This window comes from Gluconobacter sp. OJA (assembly GCF_039638325.1).
Taxonomy (GTDB): Bacteria; Pseudomonadota; Alphaproteobacteria; order Acetobacterales; family Acetobacteraceae; genus Gluconobacter; species Gluconobacter cerinus.
Genome location: NZ_JBDIWI010000005.1, coordinates 1 through 20576 on the forward strand (window position 1 = coordinate 1; position 20576 = coordinate 20576).

16 protein-coding genes and 2 pseudogenes are annotated in these 20576 nt (G+C 54.5%); 4 read left to right on the forward strand and 14 right to left on the reverse strand.

What is annotated here, in order from left to right; all coding sequences use genetic code 11:
• The 3 genes and pseudogenes from ABDK75_RS16050 to ABDK75_RS16065 form a co-directional block, all read right to left on the reverse strand.
• Positions 1–959, reverse strand: a 959-nt coding sequence (locus ABDK75_RS16050) for an IS481 family transposase (RefSeq protein ID WP_346006401.1), incomplete at its 3' end; no start/stop codon positions are given.
• Positions 960–1087: 128 nt separating this feature from the next.
• Positions 1088–2743 (reverse strand): Hint domain-containing protein, encoded by a 1656-nt coding sequence (locus ABDK75_RS16055; RefSeq protein ID WP_346006402.1) that lies wholly within the window; start codon positions 2741–2743, stop codon positions 1088–1090.
• 283 nt (positions 2744–3026) lie between these two features.
• Positions 3027–6001: pseudogene (locus tag ABDK75_RS16065) on the reverse strand (Tn3 family transposase).
• Between the two features lie 116 nt (positions 6002–6117).
• On the opposite strand from ABDK75_RS16065, the gene ABDK75_RS16070 reads away from it, so the two are divergent.
• The 3 genes and pseudogenes from ABDK75_RS16070 to ABDK75_RS16080 all read left to right on the forward strand — a co-directional run bounded on the left by ABDK75_RS16070 (position 6118) and on the right by ABDK75_RS16080 (position 8709).
• On the forward strand, positions 6118–6732 hold the full coding sequence (locus ABDK75_RS16070; RefSeq protein WP_010512305.1) for a recombinase family protein: 615 nt from the start codon (positions 6118–6120) through the stop codon (positions 6730–6732).
• A gap of 126 nt (positions 6733–6858) precedes the next feature.
• Positions 6859–7236 (forward strand): nuclear transport factor 2 family protein, encoded by a 378-nt coding sequence (locus ABDK75_RS16075; protein ID WP_346006405.1) that lies wholly within the window; start codon positions 6859–6861, stop codon positions 7234–7236.
• Between the two features lie 98 nt (positions 7237–7334).
• Positions 7335–8709: pseudogene (locus ABDK75_RS16080) on the forward strand (transposase).
• Between the two features lie 341 nt (positions 8710–9050).
• Here the strand turns inward: ABDK75_RS16080 and ABDK75_RS16085 are convergent.
• The 6 genes from ABDK75_RS16085 to repC all read right to left on the reverse strand — a co-directional run bounded on the left by ABDK75_RS16085 (position 9051) and on the right by repC (position 13333).
• Positions 9051–10262, reverse strand: a complete 1212-nt coding sequence (locus ABDK75_RS16085; RefSeq protein WP_346006406.1) for a hypothetical protein — start codon at positions 10260–10262, stop codon at positions 9051–9053.
• A gap of 263 nt (positions 10263–10525) precedes the next feature.
• Entirely contained in the window at positions 10526–10930 is a 405-nt protein-coding gene (gene vapC, locus ABDK75_RS16090) for a tRNA(fMet)-specific endonuclease VapC (RefSeq protein WP_346006407.1), read from the reverse strand.
• A complete protein-coding gene (vapB, locus tag ABDK75_RS16095; RefSeq protein ID WP_099213436.1) occupies positions 10930–11154 on the reverse strand; it encodes a type II toxin-antitoxin system VapB family antitoxin in 225 nt (74 codons plus the stop codon). Before vapB ends, vapC begins: the two co-directional genes overlap by 1 nt.
• 336 nt (positions 11155–11490) lie before the next feature.
• Positions 11491–11691, reverse strand: coding sequence for a hypothetical protein (locus ABDK75_RS16100; protein WP_346006408.1), 201 nt, complete (start codon positions 11689–11691; stop codon positions 11491–11493).
• A gap of 60 nt (positions 11692–11751) precedes the next feature.
• Positions 11752–12036 (reverse strand): DUF2312 domain-containing protein, encoded by a 285-nt coding sequence (locus ABDK75_RS16105; RefSeq protein WP_061490889.1) that lies wholly within the window; start codon positions 12034–12036, stop codon positions 11752–11754.
• A 52-nt stretch (positions 12037–12088) separates the two neighbouring features.
• Positions 12089–13333: a plasmid replication protein RepC gene (repC, locus tag ABDK75_RS16110; RefSeq protein WP_346006409.1), complete on the reverse strand. Its 1245-nt coding sequence runs from the start codon at positions 13331–13333 to the stop codon at positions 12089–12091.
• 990 nt (positions 13334–14323) lie between these two features.
• On the opposite strand from repC, the gene ABDK75_RS16115 reads away from it, so the two are divergent.
• Entirely contained in the window at positions 14324–14623 is a 300-nt protein-coding gene (locus ABDK75_RS16115) for a hypothetical protein (RefSeq protein WP_346006410.1), read from the forward strand.
• Between the two features lie 33 nt (positions 14624–14656).
• On the opposite strand, the gene ABDK75_RS16120 is transcribed toward ABDK75_RS16115, so the two are convergent.
• From ABDK75_RS16120 to ABDK75_RS16140, 5 genes are read right to left on the reverse strand one after another with little or no spacing between them, the layout of a single operon-like run.
• Positions 14657–15184 carry a hypothetical protein gene (locus ABDK75_RS16120; RefSeq protein ID WP_346006411.1) on the reverse strand — a complete coding sequence of 176 codons (528 nt, stop codon included), beginning with the start codon at positions 15182–15184 and terminating at the stop codon, positions 14657–14659.
• Positions 15181–16194: a thiol:disulfide interchange protein gene (locus ABDK75_RS16125; protein WP_346006412.1), complete on the reverse strand. Its 1014-nt coding sequence runs from the start codon at positions 16192–16194 to the stop codon at positions 15181–15183. Before ABDK75_RS16125 ends, ABDK75_RS16120 begins: the two co-directional genes overlap by 4 nt.
• Before the next feature lie 48 nt (positions 16195–16242).
• Positions 16243–16650 carry a hypothetical protein gene (locus tag ABDK75_RS16130; RefSeq protein ID WP_211512923.1) on the reverse strand — a complete coding sequence of 136 codons (408 nt, stop codon included), beginning with the start codon at positions 16648–16650 and terminating at the stop codon, positions 16243–16245.
• Positions 16651–16684: 34 nt separating this feature from the next.
• Positions 16685–19015: a DotA/TraY family protein gene (locus tag ABDK75_RS16135; protein ID WP_346006413.1), complete on the reverse strand. Its 2331-nt coding sequence runs from the start codon at positions 19013–19015 to the stop codon at positions 16685–16687.
• Positions 19016–19018: 3 nt separating this feature from the next.
• Positions 19019–20575: a hypothetical protein gene (locus ABDK75_RS16140; protein WP_346006414.1), complete on the reverse strand. Its 1557-nt coding sequence runs from the start codon at positions 20573–20575 to the stop codon at positions 19019–19021.
• Between the last annotated feature and the right edge of the window lies 1 nt (position 20576).

The window sequence follows — 20576 nt, forward strand, 5'->3', positions numbered from 1 at the left end:
TAGGTGTTTAGTCCCGGGATTTGATGGGTTGGATTGATGATGAATCTTTCTGGCTCTGAAGTCCATATTTTACAGACATATTCGTAAGGTGTGAGGCCACTCAGCGTCTTGAGCCTTCGCCCGAAATTATAGGCTGCTATGAAGTCGTTGAGGTGTATCCTCAACTGCTCATGACTGTCGTAATGGAAGCGTTTGACGGTTGCTTCCTTGATTGTCCGGTTCATCCGCTCAACCTGACCGTTCGTCCAGGGATGATTGGGTTTCGTCAGGCGGTGTTCAATCCCGTGGGCTTCGCAGATCATGTCGAAGCGCATGGGACGCGACCACGCCGTATTGCGATTACGAGGCTGCTCAGCGAACTGGATGCCGTTATCGGTCAGAATGGTATGCACCCGATAAGGGATCATACTCAGGAGATGTTCGAGGAATTCCCAGGCTGTCTTCCGATCGGCTTTCCCGACGAGTTGTGTGACAGCGAATTTGCTTGTCCGGTCGATAGCAACGAAGAGGTGCAGCCTGCCCTCAGCAGTCTGGACTTCGGCAATATCGATGTGAAAAAAGCCGATGGGATAGCGTTTGAAGCGCTGGCGTTTGGGCTTGTCTCCCTCGATGTCCGGCAACCGTGAGATCTCGTGACGCTGAAAGCAGCGATGCAGGGCCGAACGTGTCAGATGAGGAATGCTGGCCTGCAGGGCATAAAGGCAGTCATCCAGCGGCAGTAAAGTATGCCGGCGAAAAGCGACTGCCATGGCTTCTTCGGTTTCTGTCAGGCTCGTTGAGCGAGGCTCTTTAGGGCCAGTTTTCTGATCTTCGACAGTCTGGCGCTTACGCCATTTTGCAACTGTTTTCGGGTTGATCCCGAATTCCTTGCTCAGCGCCGCGAGCGAAGCCTGCGATCGCTGTATTGCTGCTCGCACGGCGTGCGTGGTCGTGGCGCTGCCATGACGTATCTGTCCCATAATGCTTCCTTCCACTCACGTGAAAATACCACACCATCAAATCCCGGGACTAAACACCTAGGGCAGCCTGATTGTTCTATCGTTGTTCATTCTAAACGTTGTTTAGCGTACCATCCACACGATGGCCTCTATTGTTCAATGGCATACGGACCAGAGGCTAGGATCTGGAGCACCAGCATCCCGATACCGTCAGGGGTTCTCGCGTTCAGAGAGAGTTTTGCGTAACCATTTGTCCAACGAGCTGGAATATGCTCACGCGCTTCCCAGCCTGACAGACTTTCTGTTTTCAGATGCTGGTCAATTTTGGCCTTCTTGACAGAGTCAAACAGGGTAATCTGGCCAATCAATACGCCTAGTTCGCGATGATCGTCGATGAACGGTCCAATCGCTTTGCTTGGACGGCTGGCTCGCGAAAGAATGTGAATATTCCTTACAGATGACGGAACCATAAACATCACGAGATCACCCTGTATGCGGGCCGGGCGAATGATGTGTCCAGTTTCTGTCAACAGGCGCAGATCGGCATCATCGGTGGTGGAACAAGCGATCGTAAGACTTGGAATGCCCATCGCCGCAGCTCTCTGACGAAGCCTGAGAAAATGGGGTTCAACGAACGCGCGGCTGACGTCTAGGGGGGCAGCCGCATCGTGTTCCCATGTCAGCGTTCTGATGCCAAGCGAAGCAACAGATCCGCCAGGACGAAACGCGCGGCGACTGCCGGTATCGAGGTAGCTTTCTGTCAGAATGCCATTGGCCGTGATGACAGAATGTTCTTCTGTCTCGAGATGATAGTGATCATAGGAGGTTATCGAGGTGTCGTAAAAAATTGACCTGCCGTTGACGAGCATCCGGACCGGAACAAAAGTCCCATCGAGAAACAGGCAATGCTCCGATGTCACCAGAAGGTCTTGCGAGGGAAGGCCCTGGGCCAGTGCGTCCTTAACGATTCTGACCGGATACCCCGCAGCTTCCTCAGGGAGGGCCGCATTGACGACAACATGGGCTTTTCCGGCCCATACGACCGCCCGAGCGACGTCCTGACCGTTCACGCAGGCAATGACGCTGTCTGTCGGGCTGATATCCTCGACAGCCATTTCACCACGCAGGGTGCGGATCCTGCTACCTGTCAGGAAGCAGGCATTCGAATAGCGCTTCTCAGCGCCATCAGCATAAGTGATCTTCCAGTTATTATTGCCGTCTTTACCGCTTTGGAAGGACGGGCTACCGCTACTGTTAACGTCATATCCCTTGGTGACTGTCATGGCGGAATTGTTGCCATTGTAATTCTGACCGGCCCCGGTCAGCCATTCGACCGTGACTTTGGCAGGTGTACTTTCTGTTCCGTAAGATACTTTGCCTTCTGTTCCCAACACAAGATGGAAAAGATGGATATTCGTTCCCTGAAGACTGTATGAGCCGCCCTGAGCGTTCTTGAATCCCGCACTTTGCGGATCCTGCAACTTGCCAGTCACAATGAAGGGCGTACTTCCAGTTGACAGGGTTGCGGGTCCGCAATTGCCGCCGAGTGTTACGTTCGCAACGGTCACTGGCGTGCTGCCGCTCAGTATGGGTGTCATGTTTTTGACGACGTTGTTTATGGAATTTGAATCCCCATTGTAGGTGTAGCCTGCCTTATTTAGCAAGTTGCCGCTCATAATGAGGACATTATCCGCTAAGCCTGGGACGCCTGTGGTTGTTGTTAAAATCGTGTCTTTCGTGACGTTCCAGTTATTGGGATTATTCCAGTCAGTATTACTAGCGCCCGTCCAAAGATAAGACGTCATCGTTAATCCTGTTCAAGATACAACAGCGCTCCCCAGACAAAAGGAAGGATCTAAGGGAAATGTGTTTTGGAGAGTCGATTAAAATAAAAATCATTAAAATGGTCATCGCACGTTGTCAAATTGCAAACATAAGTTAATATAATACAAACAATAATTAACGATTAACGAACAACATTGGAAAAACCCGTCGACTCTTCTTCCTGCAGTAAAAATCGTATCAACGGAATCAGGATTCCATCTAGGGGAGCGGTGAGAGACTGTTCGAAAACGTACGCTAAGGATTTTAGAAACCGGATTGCAACCGAAGAGGTCTGAAATCATCTCGCGGCTGCCCGATTTCACCCCAAAGATAATCACCTGTGAGACCAATATGCTCCCAGCCGAGTGGTGCCACATGAGCAAGCACGTCATCGGGTACCGCGATGCCCGTCTGATGAAGATGCTGAGCGGCACGGTCCAGATAGACCGTGTTCCACAAAGTTATAGCTGCTGTCACAAGCGTCAGACCCGATGCCCTATGCCGCTGGTTTTCAAACGTGCGATCTCGCAGTTCGCCCAGACGATTAAAGAATACGGCCCGGGCAAGCGCGTTGCGTGCCTCGCCCTTGTTAAGAACACTGTTGGTTCGGCGCCGCTGTTCGGGGTCGTCGAACCAGTCGAGCATGAACAGCGTGCGCTCGACACGGCCAATTTCGCGCAAGGTCCGGGCCACAGGATTTTGACGAGGATAGCCTGCCAGTTTGCGTAACATGACTGAAGCTGTGACCGTGCCCGCCAGGATCGAGGCGACCAGGCGTAGAGTTTCGTCCCAGTGCTCTTCAATAGCCCGAACATTAATCGGACCCGCGACCAGCCGTCGTAGGGGGGGCCAGGGCGCTAGCGAAGAAAGACTATAAAGACGCCGCTCGTTCAGATCCCGGAACGCGGAGCGAACCGAAAACCCAACAGATGACACGGGCCGAAGACGTGATCGACGGCCCCGGCCGTATCGGTCGCGTGCTCGCGAATAGTCAGTTCACTTTCGTGATTCAGCAAGCCATCAAGAACATACGCGGCTTCTCCGGCATTCGCCGCAATGACTTTGGTATGGAACGGCGTATAGCGATCGGTAACGTGTGTGTAGAACAGGACACCGGGATCCGTGCCGTAGCGCCCATTGTAGTCAGCGCGCCCTTCGCCCCGACCGCCGGCCCGAAAGAACTGGCCATCAGAGGATGAAACATCACCATCACCCCAGATACGCGCCATCGGATGGGCAGTGTGACAATTTACAATTGCCGCCAGCGCACCGAGATATGTCTCATCGCGAACATGCCATTCGGTGGTCCATCGCAGTCGGGATAGAGTCAAACCGCGCGAGCTTTCGGCCATCCGGCCCAACCCCAAATTGGTGGCGTCGGCAAGGATTGATCCCATCAGGGCAGCCTGGTCGGATGTCGGCTCACCATTCCGAGCATGGACAAAATAATCCGTGAAACCCGACCAGGCGGCGACTTCAACAAGCAAATCGGTGATCCGGATGCGTGGTAGCAGGCCATACAGGCGGGCCTTGAGAAGCTCAGCCTGATCAGATGGCGATCGCCGGAGCGGTGAGACCGATAGTTGACCGCGTTCGATCGTCACATCAACCAGCGTGCCAGCCGACGCCGCCTGTTCGACAGCCGTCATGCGGTCCGACATGACGGTCTGCCGATCCGCAAGCCATGCCGAAAATGACGATGGCACCGCCAGTCCTAATCGATCCTCAGCACGCATGGTTGAAAACACAACCTCGGGTAACTGATAGTCGTCGAGTGTGCGGTACGCTCGGCTACCGTCCACCCAAATACTGCCAGAGCCCAATCGTTCCCGCAGATGGACAAGCACAGCAATTTCATAGGCTCGCCGATCGATTAGGCCGTCACAAACACAAACGATCTTTATCCATTGTGGTTTGAGAAAGGACAATGGCACGCGTTTCGCTAGGACTGATCGACCCTCACGATACATCTTCTTCAGGGAATCAATCCCGCCCAGCAGTGGATCGCTGCTGCGTGCAGCGCGGAAGGTAAAGGCGGCGAGACAGGCCGGGAGGTATTTTCGTACGGACGGATAACGTTCGACAACATCTCGCAGATCGTCCTCGCTGGAACGGGTCAGGCCTTCAACAATCTGTGCACTATGGGTCAAGCGGTCCCATCCCAGGTGTGTCTGGATCACTTCGATCGGATCGACAGCTGCCTCTTTGGCCTGGAGCAATAAGCGGACCAATTTCGCATGAACTCGCGCTGTATCCTTAAGCAGACGTGCCTGACCTAGAAGTCGATCTGATCGCATGCGATCCGCGCGTCGGAACAATGAACCGAGCATCTTTTCGACCATTATGATTGCAGCGTCCGTAAGTGTCGCTTCCATCTCAATCACAAAGGCAATCAGCATTGCGAGTTGTCGGCTATGATTTAATCGCCGAACGTGCTGCGCTGTGACAATTCCCGCAGTCCGCGCAATGACCGTATAGCGGGCTGCATGAATCCGACGACGCCGATCTGCCTCAATCCCGACAGCGCGCACCTTTTCCAGCCGATCAATAATGGCCTTCAGGTTTCTGGCGGACGGCGATTCAGACCAATCGCGGATCCAGCCCATCTGTGTCCTCTCTCCCTCTCCCGGAGCAATGAGGGCCTGAAGGCGACGTTGTTGTTCGAGAGTACAATCCGATCCAAGAGTCGCGTACGCTATCTGACGTGCGCGGGCTCTGGCAATCAAGGCCGCCCGTTCGAGTGTATCGGCGGTCGGCAGAACGATCCGCTTAAGTCGTAGCCGCTCGACCATGGTAGTCATGATTGCCATGCCCCGGTCAGTGGACGTCGCAACCTCGATGCCAAGGATAAGCATGTCGCGCAAATCGGCCCGCGTAAAACTTCGCAGACCCAGGTATTGCTCGATCTCGGAGCGGTGTTCCCGCAAAGTGGTTGTCCGAGCGGCGTAAGCTGCAAAGTCCTTGATGCTGCATGCAAATTGGCGACTGAGGATTTCCAGAACTTTAGCTGGAGGTCGCTCTCCTCGTAGCAATGCGCGACCGGGATGCCGCAGATAGCATAGCTGCGCAACAAATCCGAGACGGTTTTCCGGACGCCGACGACGTGCAAGGAGGGCCATGTCATCGGCCCCTAAAGCGTAGAGACGTTCTATTGTTTCGGAATTGTCAGGAGGGTCAAAGAGAACGGCTCTCTGGTCAGGCGATAAAATCGTTCTCGATCTTTGCTTCACATTAATCACTTAATTCTTTGATTGAATGGTTTAGATGACTTAGTTTGTAAGACAGGTTATGATACTCTTATAACCTCATGAAGGCTTTAGATCTGACATGTCACGTAAACGAACGTTTAAGAAACATGCTGATCGGATATGCCCGCGTCTCCAAAGCCGATGGTTCCCAATCCCTCGACCTCCAGCACGACGCCCTGCGTGCCGCCGGTATCGAGCCAGGTAATATTTATGATGATCGTGCATCCGGTAGCCGCGATGATCGGCCCGGCTTAGCTGCATGCCTCAAATCCTTGCGCGACGGCGATGTGCTGGTGGTCTGGAAACTCGATCGCCTCGGGCGCTCGCTCGCCCACCTGGTCAACACCGTGAAGGATCTGTCAGACCGCAGGATCGGCCTGCGTGTGCTGACCGGAAAAGGCGCTCAGATCGACACCACGACCGCATCCGGCCGCATGGTGTTCGGTATCTTTGCCACTCTGGCCGAGTTCGAGCGGGATCTGATCCGCGAGCGCACCATGGCTGGCCTTGCCGCAGCCAGAGCGCGCGGACGAAAGGGAGGGCGAAAATTCGCCCTGACCAAAGCACAGGTGCGTCTCGCCCAGGCCGCCATGGCGCAGCGCGACACGTCTGTTTCCGATCTGTGCAAGGAACTCGGGATCGAGCGCGTCACTCTATACAGATATGTCGGACCGAAGGGCGAGCTCAGGGATTATGGGAAGCGCGTTCTCAGCTTAGCGTAGGATTTCGCCCCCTCCCGCAAACGACCCCCTCTCGCCTCTTTACGGTCATTCTAAGTCTGTTAACGTCATCCTGAAAGCAGCCGTCGATGAAAGTGGTCCATCTGTGCAAATAAGGGGCTGATAACCTTGGAAATCGATACGCAGTCATGCGCTCAAGCTGAAATCATCCGTCGACAGTTGGATGCTTATAATGCACGTGACATCAAAGCCTTTATGGCATGCTGGGCACCAGATGCAGAGGTTTATGCTTGGCCCGATACTTTGCTTGCTTCGGGCGCGGAGGCCATCAGAACGCGACACGTTGAACGCTTTAAAGAGCCAGATCTGTTTGCCAAATTGATCAGCCGAGTAGGTGTGGGCGGACTAGTGATAGATCGTGAAGTCGTGACCCGAAGCTTCCCCGAAGGGCGCGGCACACTGGATGTCATTGGCATATACGAGCTGGAAGGCGACAAAATAAAACGCGCTTGGTTCAAACAGGGCACGCCGGTGTTAACAGATTGAAAGACGTTGGCTGCTTTCGCCTGATTCTGTTGAAAAAGTCGCTCTTGAAATAATCATAGCTTCCTGATTCAGTCATCTTCACTCAAGGAGTATGGCGAATGATGGGTGAACGAACCGGGGTTCAGGAAACCCTGTTTTACGGGTTCAGTCTGGAGCAGCATGTACCAGACAATCACCTGCTTCGATCCATTGACCGGCTGATTGATCTCTCTGGAATTCGAGAACACCTTCCCGTTTTACAGTACAATGGGGCGACCTTCGATTGATCCCGAGCTTCTCATCCGGATGCTGTTGATCGGTTACTGCATGGGCATCCGTTCTGAACGACGCCTGTGCGAAGAAGTGCATCTGAACCTCGCCTATCGATGGTTCTGCCAGTTGGGTCTGGATGGGACTGTTCCTGACCACTCCACATTTTCAAAGAATCGACATGGCCGTTTTCGTGAAAGCAACCTTCTGCGCGAAGTGTTCGAGATGACCGTCCGGCGCTGTATCGAGACGGGCCTGGTCGGTGGGGAAGGTTTTGCCGTGGATGCCAGCCTGATCCGGGCGGATGCCAATCGACAGCGGGCTGTGCCGGGAGACGAAGGTCTTCCTCCTGATGCGGCAGGGCGTGCCGTAAAAGAATATCTTGCCGTTCTTGACGATGCCGCATTCGGTGCGTCGACACCCGTTGTCCCTAAAAGGCTATCTCCCACAGATCCTGCTGCACGCTATTCTGCAGCCACGCCCAATCAGGCTTTCTTTTCATACAGCACCAATTATCTGATCGACCTCAGGCATGCTGTTATTGTCGATGTTGAGGCCACGACATCAGTGCGTCAGGCGGAAGTCACGGCACAACGTCGCATGACTGAACGGGTACAGCATATCTTTGGTTTATGGCCCGAACGCCTGGCTGCAGACGGTGCTTATGGTGATGCCGCAAACCTCGCATGGCTGGTAGAGGACAAAGGGATCGAACCGCACATTCCTGTGTTTGACAAGTCAGCCCGCAACGACGGGACGTTTGCACGGTCTGATTTCACATTCGATCATGAGAATGACTTTTATACCTGCCCGGGTGGTCATCAACTCCGCACATCCAATCGGAACTTCACAACACCCCGTTCCCGTGTCGACAAGGATGGCTTCATTCGTTACCGAGCCCGCGTAAAGGACTGCAGTGGATGTGAATTCCGGCAGCGCTGCACTCCGAATACACCTGCCCGCAAGATCATGCGGTCCGTGCATGAAGGCGCTCGCGACATGGCGCGGGATATCGCCCAAACCGATGCTTACGTGACATCACGAAGACAGAGGAAAAAGGTTGAGATGCTGTTCGCGCATCTCAAACGCATACTCAAACTGGATCGACTGCGATTACGAGGTCCAAATGGTGCCAGAGATGAATTCCTCCTCGCCGCAACCGCCCAGAACCTGCGCAAAATGGCAAAGCTGATGCCAGTCAGCTCCCTCCAGCGGGCCACCTGAAGGAAAAAAGGAGCATTAAGCTCCTCACAAGACCCTATCCGCCCAGTACAGCAAGCGACTTTTTCAACAGAATTGCCTCATGTCAGACATACGCTGTAAGCAACATATTTCCACATAGCTGACACGATTTGTCCAAAGGTGAAGCGTCGGATTGAACCAAATCCAAATAAATAAAGTTAATCAAACAATAACAGTGATTCAGTAAATATGATAAAATTCCATACAGTAAAATCATTTCTCAATCTAATATTATGCTATAAAGGCACTTTATCACTAATTTTTCTTTGATTGATTTATATTTTATATAGTCGTATTTGTTGTATTTTATATCTCTTTCTATACTATTTACGCTGATCATCAGAGTTTGGGTGCGCCAACATTACATCAGGAATATTTCTTATCAAACAGATAGCATTCTCAATAACCCATCTTGGGCGTATAAAATCTGTCCATATACGGCACAACATATGCTCGCTGATTACGAAGTGTGCTTTTTCGCCATCAACGAGGAAATCAGAAAAATGGATGTGACACTGGATTTCACATCCATTTTCTTCAAAGGTCAGCGAGACATGCTCGGGGGCTAGTTTTTTCTCGAATGCGTCTATGTTGAGGGAAGTAATAATGTGAACTTCACCTCGGATAAAGGCTTCAAAATGAGTGGGCTCTGAAAAAGTCAAAGGGTATGGGTAATAGGAACCCCACGACATGTTTGTTTTTATTTCATTAACAAAAACAAACAGGGATCTGGATAAGTCTCTTTTTTCAAAGAGATTTCCGTAATCAGAATTTACATTTCCGTCTGCGATTACAACGACTTTCAGGCACTCATCGATTTCAAAGCTCGTTGAGCCTACCTTAATTGCCTCTTCAACAGCCGCTTGCATTTCATCTGCATACAATATCGGAGTATTCGATATTTCCGACCTAATAGTTACACCGTGGTGACCACGAAAGTTCTCTGCACGATCAGAGATTAGAAAATCGCATAGCGTTTGAAGCTTCTTCTGTTGACGTCTACCACGACGATCTTTCGTATTAGATGATTTGACTTCAATAAAAGACGGGTCATTGCCTCCCAGCAGGCAAATATCTCCGTAACGAAGCACATTGGTAATATCACATAGAACCGCAGGAACATTGAGGGAAATAACCGTTTCCAGACACTTCATCTCGTATTCATAACCAGATTTACCTGAGATGAAGCCACCACTCGGCTTGGGTTCGTATGTCTCGACATTAAAATATGTTTGCTTCAATGCAAATCTGTCCATGTAGAGAAACGCTAAGCAATCCCCAAGGCACAAGAAGTTGTATCTTATATACTGCCAGTCTTTCGGATCGCGCCTAGCCTTCTTTGAAGATTGGATCTCTTTTTCTGCTTCAGAAATTGAAGTTATTATTCTTTTTTGGATTTCCAGAAGACGTAAGAAATCATTTAAATTTTTGGAAAAATCATGAATTTCTTTATGGAGCGCAAATAGCTCCGGGTATAAGCGGTTCTCTCTTGGCGGACTAAAGTTATCGGACGGCGAGAAGGTGGATGATGACATTGAACAATTTCCACATAATATCCGTCTTACTTTACCCAGATTTATTCAATCGTGTAAGCCACTGCATGGCGATAATGGAGAGAGAAAATTTACAATTCTGCTTAGACCGGATGCGTCCTAGGTCAATACTCCGTGCTTTCGGCACGCTTACCATCTGTCTGTTGAATGCCTGCTCCAACGTGAAGTGACCTCCCGTGTCGACCTCACCATATGGCAGTTCCTCTATTCTTACGGCCTAATAGCCGACCTCCAGCCCTCCCCCCCTAATCTGCCGTCCAATCCTCAGATCGCAACCCATTTACACGGGTAAATTCTCGTAGGTTTCCGGTCACGACGACAAGCCCCCTGCTTCGCGCATGACCGGCAATCATCAAATCGTACGGACCGATGACACAGCCACGCGTTTCCAGGGATGCCCTGATTTCCGCTGTATGGACTGCGGCATCATCATCAAACGGCAACACAGACAGACGGGCTGCAAAATGCTCGACTTCACGCCGGGTCTTGAGCGGATTCTGAGACTTTTCAGCTCCATAAAGAAGCTCGTAAAGGACAACGTCGGAGATGCAGAGCGCCTCAGCGTTATCATTGAAACGTTCGCGCAGACCTTGTGGACGATCACGCAAGACGCGAATACAAAAGTTTGTATCCAGAAGATAACGGAGCATCAGAAGCTTTCGCGCTCCTGCATTCCGGGCTGGTCGCGCTCAGGCAATGGAGTGCCCGAAGCAGCAAAAAAATCGTCCCATGCAACATTTGCCGGGGCGATGATGCGACGCGGACCATCCGGGATGATCACCACGTCTTTTAGGCTGACATCAAACGCCACTGCTTTGGGAAGGCGCACGGCCTGAGAGCGATTGGACAGAAAGAGCGTCGTGCGGGTGAGCATCCTAACCTCCATGCGGGATATGTCGAAAGTATATCCACACGCTGGTCGGATGGCAATAAAGTTTGTGTGTCATGCAGGCCCACCTACTTTTTCGGAAAAACCACACTTACGGATCGGAGACCAACGACCAGAACGCCAGTTTGCGCCTATGTGCAGCCTTCAGCCGTGTCCAGAATGCATCCTGATGTTCCATGCCTTCTGCCATGGTCAACGTGGTGGCTAAAGCTGACAGGACGCAAGATCCTTTGAGGTGCAGGCGTAGTAACGGGACTGCGCCCTGTCCAGAACATCTTCTTATCGCTTCCGACTCTTTAGCGGATTGGCTGGCAACCACGCTCAGAGGGTGAGCAAAGCGACGGCGATGTTGACGAGCGACCCGTAGAAAACAATCAGAAGAACTCGCTCAACCGCCGCAGACGACAGGCCTGACGGGGATGGGTTAGACCGCAGATATTTCACCCGCGCATACCCGGCCAAGATCAGACTGATCCCAACAATCCCGGATACCATAGCCACACGGTAGGACATTGCCGTCATTGCTGGCGTGAAAATCTGGCTTCTCCTTTAAGGTGTGTCCGCAATGGACACACCAGTAAGTCACATTCCCAAAGCACGACGATAGATGTCCAGAAGGGTTTCCTGTTCCTCAACCTGGGCAGGCTCCATTTTCCGAAGCTTCAGGATCTGCTTAATGATCTTGACGTCGAACCCGGCCGACTTGGCTTCGCTGAAGATGTCCTTGATGTCTCCGGCCAACGCCTTTCGTTCTTCTTCCAGGCGTTCAACCCGCTCAATGATGGATCTCAGGCGATCCGCTGCAATTCCTCCGGTCTGAACGGTGGTCTCAGCAGATGCTGTGTCCTGTTCTTCATGTGCCAACATACAGTTCTCCTTTCACTCGCCCAATCTGCCAGCTCAGTCTGCGACTGAGGCATCAATGGTAAGTCCGATCAGTCGAAAGGTCCGACGCAAGCCCATAGAGGGTACGGTCCAGAACAAGCTTGCCGTCAAGGTGACGCTCGATCATGGCCCGAAGCAGGCCACCAGCCGACCGCACTTTCCCTTTGCGGGACTTCGCGGAAATCACACAGACGGCGACGGCGGCCTCGTATCGGCCCATGACGCTGCACGCCTGGCGCCAGGCATGAGAGGAAATTCCCAGAGAACCTGTCAGCATCTCGACGGCCTCGATCAGTTCGGCCTCATGTGGGCGACTGCTGGCGCAGAGATCTCGCAATTCAGGAACAAGCTGGAGAAGGAAATTCGGTCCGGCCTTGAAGCCCCGAAGCGGTGAGGCCTTGGGAGGGGAGGCGCTGTCAGACCCAACTACTCCTTCCTCTATGCCAATGCCGGCGCAGCCGGCTCCGCTTACAGTAACTTTAGTTATAGTATTTGGGTTTGTATTAGTATTGTGGGATCCATCAGTGCGCCCCATGGGGTCCATTTCCACAGGGTCAGCCCCCGCAATCATGGCTTCCAGACGCTCGACCAAACCCTCCATCTGCTCAACCAGCGGCGACAGGATGTCCAGGTCGTGGTCATTGCCACGCAACGCCAGGAGCTGATGCCCGTTCTGCTGGATGCTCATGACCGTCGGCCTGTCAGCCGTCGTCTCCAGGGCCGTAGCGCAAAGGGCCGTAATGCGGCGGCCTAACACCATCGCCCGCTTGTGCAGACGCTTTCCTTCGCGCTCCCGCTCTCTGAAGGCCTCGACGCGTTGGAGCATTTCATCATAGCGGCGAGACAGCGGCGACAGATCGAACCCATACCCTTCAAGGATCGCACCATTGCGGCCCTCGCGCCTTAGCCAGCGCTGCTGATTCGGGCTATCGCGCATGATGATCCAGCCCAATTCGCTGAGGCCGCGAAGCCAACGCTTGACCGTGGATCTCTCGATCCCAAAGCGCTCGCAGATGTCGCGATTGCGTACAGAGCAGATGGTGAGATTGTCGTCTTCCCAGTCCACTGGCTTCGTGCGGCTGATCAGAAAGCCAAGCAGATCGGACTGGCGCGGCTGAAGGCCAAGCGCCCGGGGCTCTGTATGCAAAGCGCTTAGGATCTGCGCCTTGGTGGCACCGCTGCGGGGCAGGGCTTCACACTGCATTTCGGCCAGGATCATGGCTGGAGTGATGCGTCTCACCCCAGCCTGATGGGGGTCATGCGAAAGAGAACAGGTCATGGAAAACTTCTCAGGATTTCGGGTTTCCGAAGCCCTGCTTTCCAACCCTTCAAACAAGCCACTCCCGTTTGCAAGAAACTCTTGCATTCGAAGCTGAAATGTAGGATTGAAAAATCAGCGGAAGAAATTTCAATCCAGTTCAATCGGTTTGGCGACCGATGGGACTACGTTCTTAGGGCCTCGTGAAAGCGGGGCCTTAAACGTATCTGGGCTCTGGCTAACTCACTCAAACAATTCCTTCTTCAAGCCCAAATAGGCGATTTGCCTTTATGCTTCTCCTGTAGCGAGAAAGAAAGGCCCTTTTCAGAGTCTCCCGGCCGCTGAGACATCGCCACAATGATCTGCGACTTTCATCTGTAACATGAGTCTGTTCCACGCTCGCAAGGGAGTGATGAGAACAAAAGCGGCCTTCCGTAATTTTTTTTCACAATTCGTTAAGGAAACCTTTTTTCTTTGCGTGAGCCCGTGCTAGAGCGAAAAGGAAGAGAGAGCAGATAAAGTCCATAAAGAGACTGTATCCAGAACTCTGGTACGATCTGGCCTCGGGTTCGTCTAGTAGTTGTAAAGGTGTCGGATGGGTTCGGTTGTAAGGCAAGAGAGTAATCAGTCAGGTTCTCTAATTACTAGCTTCGATGCATTATCCTTTTGCGCTCGAACACAATCTTGTGTTGATAGCGTTATTCACACTCTCGCCATTATGTCTGGAATGACCTTTACCTCGTCTACTTTGATAAACGACTACGTTAGTCAAGTCGAAGAGTGTGAGCGCCATGTGAGTAAGCTCAAAAATCTGGATTGTGTCGATACCGTATTTCTCAAACTCAAAGGCGAATGTCTGAAGAAATTCAGTGCGTTTGAAGCTGGTAGGGCCGGAGAGCTCTGCGTCGCTCATAAAGAATCAATCTTCGATTTCAAAGCTTGAGCTGCGTTTCTCGTCTTAGTCGCAGATGAGCGTGCCAGTCTTCGTGACATCGAAACGGAGACTGGTCAATGAAACTGCATTTCCTCCCTGTAATCACCCTTTTTGCTTTGGCGGCCTGCTCAGGCAACGTCTCGGCCGATCATGGCCATGGTCCCAAGCCACCTCCACTTAAACATGCTCGCTACGAGCCAGGGGCGGCCTATGGATCAGCCCGAGCGGTCTGGGCGCCCCCCGTCTATGATCGGCAAGGTCATATCGTAAAGGTGGAAGATCCCCGCAATTCGGGAGGCCGTGAAGACTATGAGCACGCGGCCTGGGCCGTCGGTGGCCCTAACAACAACTCCACACACCCGCCCGGAACCTTCTAAAAGAAAAGCGGCCCTCTGGGGCCGCTACCTGCTTCAGGACCGTCGAGGAAAAAGGGAGTCGGCCTCTCTGATATAGGCCAGCATCCCAGCCTTCCTCCGCTGACGAAACTGCCAGTTCATCCACCCATTCTGCAGAATATAGAGCCCCAGGGCGAACCAGAACGGCGTCATCTCGATCGCAGTCACAAGCGTCTGACTCCGCCATAACCCGCTGAGGCCGACAATGATCCACGCTGCAAGAAGGCAAGCCCCGATGAGGGCTGCGGCCCAGGCGCGCTGATACGTCCTGGCCTGTTGGTTCTGGAGATAGATCTCTACTGCGGCCGGACTGACATCGTACACTTCTGCCGTCGCAACAATGTCGATGCGGCCCGAATCATCAACGCGAAACCCGTCTTCCGCTTCAGGCTTTCTCCGGACAATGCCCCACAGTGTCCGAAGCAGACTGTAGCCATCCCGAATACTCGTGGCCCCGACTGCGACGGATGGAGAGCCTACAACAAACCGGGCTGCCCGGCCTGTCTTGGCCAGGACTCCCTTCTTTTCGCTCGCCCCACTCACTGGCTGACATCCGTCAGGAACTTGTTCAGGTCTGGAGGCACGCCGTCGAGACGCCCCAGAGACCCATCATGATGCTTCCAGAAAAAGGTCGGTGTGCCCGTCAGCGATACCGCTTTAGCGGCTGCCATATTGGCATCAAGTCGAGACTGCGCTTCAGGAGACGGGTGATCCAGCACATTCGAGAGGCCGCCAGACGTCCAGGCCTGAACCATACTCGCATCCGTAGGCAGCGAGGTCATGGCCTTGGCGTAACGCGTACTTGCGCCGCCATCCTCATAGTCCAGGAGCGAAAGCGGCACGACCCTCAAACGTAGCTTCCCACTGTCAACGGCGGGCTGAAGGAGCTGCATGGCGCGGATCGAGAACGTGCAGCGCGGATCAATAAACATGATCACTTCCGGCGCACCCTTCTGGCCGACCACACCGGCATAGATCTGCTCGGACAACGAACCGGCCGGGGCCTTTCCACCTTCCGGGACGTCGATCCGAACCGTGGGGACTGCCCCGGGGATATAGCGGATCTGCTGCCTTGTGACGTTTTTGCCTGCGGTATCCCATATTGTGCCCGCAATCGCGGCCTGACCGTCTGGCGTCGCATAGACAACCTGAAAACGGTCGCCATTGCGCACAAACATGCCTCTGGTGCCGCGCCAGACCTCAAGATCTGTCGCCCGCTTGCCCATCAACTCATGAAGACGGTCATAGGGGACGGGAATGAGCGTCCCGCCAATAATGAAGCTGTGATTTTCCGGTGTGAAGAACACAAGAAGCTGGTTATCGCCGTGAGCAACGCCAGTCTGGAGGCCGTGCTGTGGCTCTGCCCACAGGATCTCGCTGCCTGCCTGGACCAGTCGCTGGATCGCGTCAGTCGGCTGAGGCCCGAGCGAAGCGGCCTTTTGAGGTGCTGATGTTTGGGCAGGCGGGGAAGGAACAGCACATTGGGTCTGCGCCATTGCCGGTGCAGCCAGGAACAGCGATCCGGCGAGATAAAGAGAGGTACGAGAACGCATAATGGGTCTCCTGAAGAATTAAGGAGACCCTATCGGGGTGAGATGCGACTAAGAGCTGCTTTTTGGAGCGTCTGGAAGAGGGCCGTAGAGGGCGCGATACTGCTTGAGTGACGCCTCGGCGTCATCAGCCCATTTTTGCAGACGCTCCATGTTACGGTCGCCTACATCGGCATACGTTACCCATTCTTTCGTAAGAGCACGTTGACGCTCCAAATCGGAGCGTACTTCGGCCAGATCTGCCTCAAGGGCCGCAATCTGGTCCTTACGCTCTTTCATGATCCCTTCTTGCCACTTGATATGGTCGAGGAACTCTTGCCCTTTTGCTACAAGGTTCTGGATACGGACCTCATAGCCGTTTTGCACCATCCGGTGCTGCGTTTTGGCGACGAACAGGTTTCGCGACTGCTCTGACTCGGCTGCCATTTGCCCGAGCATGTATCCTGCCCAGCCACTCATTCCAGAGCTGTCACTTCCCACCGTCAGCCTCCGTTCAGGTGATTTTGTTCATCGTTGTATCTACCATCTGCTTTTCTTTTGCAGAAGTCGAGTTGGCAAGTTGCGAATTTCCTTTTGCAGGCAGTCCGTTAGTTAATGAGCTTTGGATGCCCTTCAGCGTCCCAGCCATACCAACGACGGCCGCGTCCCTAGAAAACTGATCCAGATCGACGCGGTTCCCTTCATGGAAGCCAATCATGGCAGGAACACGCTCAGGGAGGATCGCAATCAGCCTGAAGCACATGAGAGCAAGCGTGATGTGAACTGTGACATACATGCCGAGCATGACGACGACACCAATAAGATTGGTCACGATCCAGCCATGTGACAGCACGAACCCTGCTGCCACACCGAATGTCTGGTGGATCAGCCAGGACATGGCATCAAACACGAAGTAGCCGAGGAAAAGCCCGAACAGCAACAGGGTCGGTCGGAAAAGGACGTTGAAGATCAGCGCATATCCTGCTTTCGCGTGCCCATGCAGGCCTTCGCCGGACATTGTCATGTGGGCCAGCATCCAGAGCGGGACAGCGATTACGCCTTCGCACACCAGAATGAGCCAGCCAGCAACGCCCGCCATCCACATCACCCAGGGGATCATCGGAAGCACGAACGCGAGTGTAAGGCCCGGAAGCAGAAGCGCCATTGCGCCTGTGAGGATTGGCGTGCTGAGGAACTGCACGACGACATGCCCCACACCAATGCCAGCAGCCCCCGCGAAATTGCCGGTTAGAGCCGCGCCAGCCGCTGTGACTGCCGATCCTGCGTCCGAACTAAGAAGTGCTGCGGACGCCATGACCAGGAGGGCCGTGGTGATCATCCAGTTCCCGAGGCCCATGAGATTGCCGAACGGATCCGTCCAGTAACCTTCAGCGCCAGACGGTTCGATGAAGGCCATGACCGTCTGGAGCGTGTAGTCGCTCAGATGAAGAGACCGCGCGACCTGAGACAGCACCCCCGCGCCGTCACCGCTCGGAGTAACGCCGGCATAGAGGTCACTGCTTCCGCCTGGAGCATTCATGCCGTCCTGCGTGGCGACCATATTGGAGATATTGGCCAGAAGTGCGCCAATCGACTGCATCATCGGCGCAATATCTCCGTGAACGTCCTCGCCCAGTCCCACATAGGTCGGGGCACTGACAGTCGGCGTTGACGCCATCAGGGACATGGTTTCCCCATTGAGACGGGCAAACTCAAGGTAGTAGGCCCCCGCACCTGTCCAGCCGAGGCTATCCAGACGGCCCTTGGTGTTGGCCGCGTCTCCATTGGTCCCGCTGTTCCACGCCTGGAAGCTGGTACTGCGCTGTGTGACGGCCGCCTGAACCTGCTGGCGGATATTGGCAGCCTTGGCCGTCAGCTTGCTGGTGTAGTCATTGGTTGCCTGCGTCATAAGGGTTACAAGCGGGGCAAGACTGGAGGACTTTTTGGTTTGCCAGAACTGGTTTGCAACCTGCTGGACCTGCGGCCGGATCTCGCCCACCAGAACGCTATCCAGAATCTGCTGCTGCATAGAGGCCGTATCGACCGTGATCCCCAGGATCTTCGTCGCAGTGCGTGGAGCCTGGATCGTCACGGAGCCGCAAACGGGCTGCCCGTCTCCCGTGGTCATCTGATAGGGATAGGTAATCATACCCAGATCGGAGCCGGATACGGCCTTTACGGTTCTCCCGGTCGGTGCTGGCACGAGGCTGGAATTGGACGAGGCCAGGTTGACCAGATCCCGGCACATTTCATTGGCGATCAGGCCAGCCACAATGGTTTTCGTACCCGGTACCATGGGCTGTGCGATGGTTTTTCCGTCCGGACCAATCGCCTGCACGGCGGAGGAATAGACCGTCTTCGCCATGCCAACACCCCAGAGCGAACCCTGAACGAACGCGGCCTGACCAGCACTGAAGCCGCCTGCAACCGGAAGCATCATGATGGCGCCAAAGGCCATACGCACGATACTCATGGACGTCTGATTGGATCCAAGCACTTTCGACGTCTCGGCCGAGCGGTGCATGTTCATCATCATGACGTAAGAAACAAAGGCCATGGCCAACGCCATGACGAAGCCGGACAGATCGCCGAGCATGGTCCCGATGACCGTGGCCTCTGTGCCGGTGGACGTCGAGGACGATCCGAAGACCGGAAAGACAGACTTGATCATGGTCGCGGCCCAGTCATCACCGGGATCGAGCATATTCCACGTCACGCCATAGGTGGAGTTTCCCGACGTCGAATTGCCTGTGACCGACTGTGCGTGAGCCATCCCTGTTGCAAAAAGGAGGGGCAGGGCGCAGAGCGCCCCGCCTGTTTTGCTGAACCGTCTGAAGGAAATCATCACTTATAGTCCCGGGCTTGCACTGGCGGACGCGGACGGAGACGGCCGGAAGACCGAAGCAACGGCCTCGACCGCCTTTTTCACCAGCTCACGCGCCTTCTCTGAGAGATCTTCGACCATGCTGGTTCCGGCCTCCTTTCCCGGCACCCCCTTGGCGAGTTCGCCAATCTTGCTGTCCAGGCCGTTGAAGCGCTGCTCGACCTGAGCCTCTGTCCCACGCTGCACCCCAATATCGGCGGCTTTCTCACGATGAGCACCATAGGCCGCGACGGCTTCACCCGCTTCCTTCAGTTGCGCTGCGAACGCCTGGTTGGTGCTCCGTTCGGCTTGAAATCGCGATTGCAGGCCTTCATGCCGACCTCCCGGCCGCATTTCGCTCAGCACACCATCCATGCCGTTTGGCTCGGATTTTGCGGCCTCCGCGATTTCCCGCATGACTGACGATGCCGGTGTAATCTGCACGGCCTCCAGAGCACTCTGGGCCTTCAGGCCCAGGGCCTCGGTCTGATCCAGATGGTTGGCGTCGGCCTGCTGCCCGTGGGCCGCATTCATCGTCTGGGCCTTGGCCATCCAGTTAGAACCGGGCGTGACGGTCTGCTGCACGGCCTCAGGACGAATGGCCTGTGCGAGACGGGTAAACAGACCCGGTCCTCGCACCTGATAAACGACCTTCTCATCGTCCTTCTGGTCAGGTTGCTCTTCGACCTTCTGCGACGAACCCGTCCTCGCACGACTCCCTGCATCCTGAGTTGGTCTGGCTTTGCCATCACCGTCAGGCTTCTGCGCTGCCGCGCCTTCTCGCTGTCCGGCGTCTTGCGCCTGCGGTCGAGTGCGGCCATCTTTCTCCGGCTGACTGTTTTTGTCACCGCCACCGGGCGAAGGGTGCATCCTGTTATCAACAGCTTCGGCTTCAGGGGTACGCGCCGGAGATACTGCCTCGTTCTCCTCCAGCCCGTCATGCTCCAGATCCGGAGCCTCAGGAATTTCGTCGAAAGGTGGTGGCTCAGGGCTGCCATCAAACTCGGAAGCCGGTTCCACAGGCCTGACGTCCGCCTGTTCGTCCTGTGTAACGGCCTGCGCGTCAGGGTCGTGTGTCGAGAACCGTGCGGCAGTGGCAACCCGCTCCGACAGGGATTGAAGAACCTCGTCAATCTCCGGATTACCCTGCTGATCGGCCCCCATGGATGCGACGCGCTCCGACACAGAGCGCACCGTGTCCACCAGCCGCTGATCCATGAGGTCAGGCGTCTGTCTCATGAAGCCTTTGAGGGTCTCAGACGTCAGGCCAGGTACGGTCATGGCGCGCTGTGTCATTTCCTCGCGCAGCCCATTTTCCTGCGGCAGGACAGGCCCAACCAGACGCTCGGCGTCCTGGAGCACATAGGCCACGTTGGTCCGAAACCGCTCATTGGCCGCAAGGTCCGGATCCTGATGCTTCTGGGCAAGTAGGGTAATCTGACCGGCCAGTTGGGGCGCATCCTTCTCAAGTTGGGGCCGCACACGCTCCAGGCTCTGGAAGACGTCCGCGAGGGCAGGGATCTGCGTATCGTTCTGGGCCATG